The sequence below is a fragment of the Paenibacillus sp. 2TAB26 genome, from assembly GCF_052115145.1.
GTDB lineage: Bacteria > Bacillota > Bacilli > Paenibacillales > Paenibacillaceae > Pristimantibacillus.
On sequence record NZ_JBFRGC010000108.1, the window covers coordinates 1 to 439 of the forward strand.

The window sequence follows — 439 nt, forward strand, 5'->3', positions numbered from 1 at the left end:
GCGCTTCCACAACGCACTACGCGCTACCGTTCGACCCTCTCCCAACTCATCGCCCACCCATACAACGCAATACATCCGAACACCAGCATCGTGGGACCGAACACAAACGACAGCAGCGGCATCAACAACAATGAACAGGACACCATCAGGTAAACGTGCAACGTCAGCTGCATCGGCACCGCGATGATAATGAACACCAGCGTGAGCAACGTCAGGAATATCTTCTTCGGCCAGGAGAAGTCGAAGATGTAATAGACAAGCGCATGTCCCCATGGCAACAGGAACAGCAAGCTGGCGCAGGTCTTCAGGCCGTTGTCCACATAGCGGCTGGCCGTATACGGAAAGCTATGCGGCGCCACCGCGAAGAACAGGAGCGCCGTGCCCTGGATGAACACCGCGAACAGCAGGAAGTATCGCAACGGCAAATACAGGTCCCGTA

Annotated in this window: 1 protein-coding gene; it reads right to left on the reverse strand. The window is 56.0% G+C overall.

From position 1 onward, the window contains the following. Positions 1–23 precede the first annotated feature (23 nt). The coding region (locus AB4Z50_RS36080; RefSeq protein WP_441887309.1) for a hypothetical protein at positions 24–439 on the reverse strand (416 nt) is incomplete at its 5' end.